Annotated in this window: 4 protein-coding genes; 2 read left to right on the top strand and 2 right to left on the bottom strand. The window is 70.5% G+C overall.

Going from position 1 to position 3,092, the window contains the following annotated elements; translation table 11 throughout:
• Window positions 1-184 precede the first annotated feature (184 nt).
• Both I0Q12_RS12860 and I0Q12_RS12855 read right to left on the bottom strand, forming a co-directional pair.
• A complete protein-coding gene (locus tag I0Q12_RS12860) occupies window positions 185-505 on the bottom strand; it encodes a DUF6412 domain-containing protein (RefSeq protein ID WP_197252289.1) in 321 nt (106 codons plus the stop codon).
• A 258-nt stretch (window positions 506-763) separates the two neighbouring features.
• Complete coding sequence (locus tag I0Q12_RS12855) at window positions 764-985, bottom strand: hypothetical protein (RefSeq protein WP_197252288.1); 222 nt, start codon at window positions 983-985, stop codon at window positions 764-766.
• 86 nt (window positions 986-1,071) lie between these two features.
• Between I0Q12_RS12855 and I0Q12_RS12850 the strand changes: the two genes are divergently transcribed.
• On the top strand, window positions 1,072-2,559 hold the full coding sequence (locus tag I0Q12_RS12850; RefSeq protein ID WP_197252287.1) for an SDR family NAD(P)-dependent oxidoreductase: 1,488 nt from the start codon (window positions 1,072-1,074) through the stop codon (window positions 2,557-2,559).
• 200 nt (window positions 2,560-2,759) lie between these two features.
• The coding region (locus I0Q12_RS12845) for a universal stress protein (protein ID WP_197252286.1) at window positions 2,760-3,092 on the top strand (333 nt) is incomplete at its 3' end.

Here is a 3,092-nt window from a genome sequence, read left to right as displayed (position 1 = left end):
ACCGCGCCGAACGCATTGTGCCAGAACCACAGGATCGCGGACACGGGATAGTAGACGAAATCGAGCATCGAACACCTTCCGGCACGATGCGGCGACAGCCGGCATCGTGCGGGTGAATGGGGGGGCACCGGACCCGGAGTCGACGGTGCGGCGGACAACTGCGGGCCGCGCGCTCGTGAGAGCGTTATGCGGCGAGCAGTACCCGCCCGGGTGCTCGGGGGCGACGTGGCCTGCCGGGAGTGTTCGGGGCGCTCTGGCGACGGAACGCACCGCGCAGGCGACGCTCCTCGCCAGGAGGCCCGGAAGACGAGATCGGCGGCGGGCACAACGCGGGGAGCACGCTGCACGTGGCGATCGCGACGATCGCCACGATGGCGACCGCGCCCACGGCAAGCGCAGTCGGGGCATCGATCGCGACGGTGATCGTGACCAGGATCGTGAGCACGGACAGCCACGCGAGCCGAACGACGGCCAGCTGCGCGAGTTCCTCCCCGAAACGTGTCACGACGGCCAGCGTACCGGGCTCGGTCGCGGAACCGGTCGGTGTGCGCGGTGAAGTGGGCGTGCAGCCGCGCGGCTGCCGGCGACAACTCGCGGGCCGGTCGTCAACCCGCATGATGCGACCGTCGACGCTCGTCACGGGCACGGCGACTTCGCCTGCGGTCGGGGTTCCGCGCGCGGTGGGCACCGACCCTCGCTCGGTTCCGTGTGGATTCGCGCGGCGTGGACGAATCGACACGGAACCCGCTCGACGGGAGCTGAATCAGGCGCGGCGTCCCTTGCGGAAGTACCAGATCGGGCCCACGAAGTTGATCAGGGTGATCAGCGCCCATTTGCCCTTGCTGCCGTTGACCTTCTCGGCGGGCCGGGTGGCCAGGTCCGCCCAGGCCGTCGCCGCCAGCGACAGCTGCACGCTCGCGAGCGTGAGGACCGCGGCCTTCTGCCACGGCGCGAGGTCGGCGAACTTCTTCTTGGCAGCGCTCATGGGTGGTGTCTCCTCGGGTGTGTGGACGGACGCACCGGCTGCGCCCGATACCATTCATTGCTACCGCACGACATCGGAAAAGGTTCATGAACACCCACTGCGACACTCCGGCCGCGGATGCCGGCGCCGTCCCGCCGCGCGCGATCGACCCGGCCGACCTCGAAACCTGCCTGAAGGTTCTCGACCTTGCGGCCGGTCTGGACGCCGACCATCCCGACGCGATCGCGGTGCAGCGGGCCGTCGGCCACATGTTCAAGAAGTTCAAGCGGCTGCGCCGCAACGAGGCCCGCAGCCGCAAGGTCCAGGCCGACCGTGAGGTGCTGTCCGCGACCGCGACCGGGTCGCCGACCCGCATCGACGACGAAACCGCCGGGCTGACGCTGACGTCGACGACGCGCGGCGCGTCCGCGGGCACCCTGCTGCGACCCCGGCACTGCTATGTGTGCAAGGACAAGTACACCCGGGTCGACGCGTTCTACCACCAGCTGTGCCCGACCTGCGCGGCCGAGAACCACGCGAAACGGGACGCCCGTACCGATCTGACGGGTAGGCGGGCCCTGCTCACCGGTGGCCGCGCGAAGATCGGCATGTACATCGCGTTGCGGCTGCTGCGTGACGGCGCCCACACGACCGTCACCACCCGGTTCCCGAACGACGCGATCCGCCGGTTCTCGGCGATGGAGGACAGCGCCGACTGGATTCACCGGCTGCGCATCGTCGGGATCGACCTGCGCGATCCCGCCCAGGTGGTCGCCCTCGCCGACGATGTCGCGGCGCAGGGACCGCTGGACATCCTGATCAACAACGCCGCGCAGACGGTGCGCCGCTCCCCCGGCGCCTATTCGGCGCTGGCCGAGGCCGAATCGGGACCGCTGCCATCGGGTCAGCTCCCGGAGATGATCACCTTCGGCAAGCCGTCGGACGCCCACCCGGCGGCGCTGGCCGGGTCGCTGCCGAGCGACCTCGCCGCGCACGCGCTGACCCCGGAGTCGGTGACGGCGCTGGCGATGGTTGCCGGCTCCGCGACCCCGGAACGGATCGCCGCGGGGGTCGCGGTCGACGCGGGCGGGTTGCTGCCGGACCTCGTGCACACCAACAGCTGGGTGCAGACCGTCGGCGAGATCGAACCCCTCGAACTGCTCGAGGTGCAGCTGTGCAACTCGGTGGCGCCGTTCATCCTGGTCAACCGGCTGCGTCCGGCGATGGCCGCGGCCGCTGCGCGGCGCAAGTACGTGGTGAACGTCTCGGCGATGGAGGGGCAGTTCGCCGGCCGCCGCTACAAGGGGGCAGGGCACCCGCACACCAACATGGCCAAGGCCGCGCTGAACATGCTCACCCGCACCAGCGCGGAGGAGATGCTCACCGACGGCATTCTCATGACCGCGGTGGACACCGGATGGATCACCGACGAGCGGCCGCATCACACCAAGATGCGTCTGGCCGAGGAGGGCTTCCACGCGCCCCTCGACCTCGTCGACGGCGCCGCGCGGGTGTACGACCCGATCGTGCAGGGCGAGGCCGGGGTGGATCTGTACGGCTGCTTCCTCAAGGACTACAAGCCCGCAGCGTGGTGAACCACGACAGAGTCACCGTGGTGAACCACGACAGAGTCACCGTGGTGAGCCCGACAGAGTCGGCGTGGTGAGCCGCGACTGAGACGTACCCGACAGAAAAGGGCAGGTGGAGACGGGTTCCACACGCGCTCGGCCGTGCTCGTCCGGGTCGGTGCCGGGATACTGGAGGCAGTTCCGTCGAGCCGCCCAGGAGCAGCATTATGACCGTCGCAGTCGTTCACGCCGAGACACCCGAGGGCCGCGCCGCGCTCGCGGCCGCCGTCGACGAGGCCTCCCGCCGGCAGGACGAGCTGCTGGTGCTGCACGTGCTCGACGACGACGGGGCCGCCGCCGAGGCGGAGGTCGAATCGGTGCGCACCGCGGTGCGCCGGGTCGCCGGGGACAGCGGCTGGGAGGTACGCACTGCCGTGCACGACGGGGACGCCGTCGGCACCCTCGTCGAGCTGGCCACCGACAGCGGCGCGGACCGCATCGTGATCGGCAGCCGCGGCCGCAACGCGCTCGGCAAGTTCCTGCTCGAGCGGCCGCTGCAG

It is taken from the genome of Rhodococcus sp. CX (assembly GCF_015865005.1).
Lineage (GTDB): Bacteria > Actinomycetota > Actinomycetes > Mycobacteriales > Mycobacteriaceae > Rhodococcus.
This window is presented reverse-complemented; position numbering and strand designations above follow the sequence as displayed.

What these genes read in the sequence shown, in the direction of transcription:
- I0Q12_RS12855 (WP_197252288.1), bottom strand. Translation starts at nt 985, where the DNA reads ATGAGCGCTGCCAAGAAGAAGTTCGCCGACCTCGCGCCGTGGCAGAAG.
- I0Q12_RS12850 (WP_197252287.1), top strand. Translation starts at nt 1,072, where the DNA reads ATGAACACCCACTGCGACACTCCGGCCGCGGATGCCGGCGCCGTCCCG.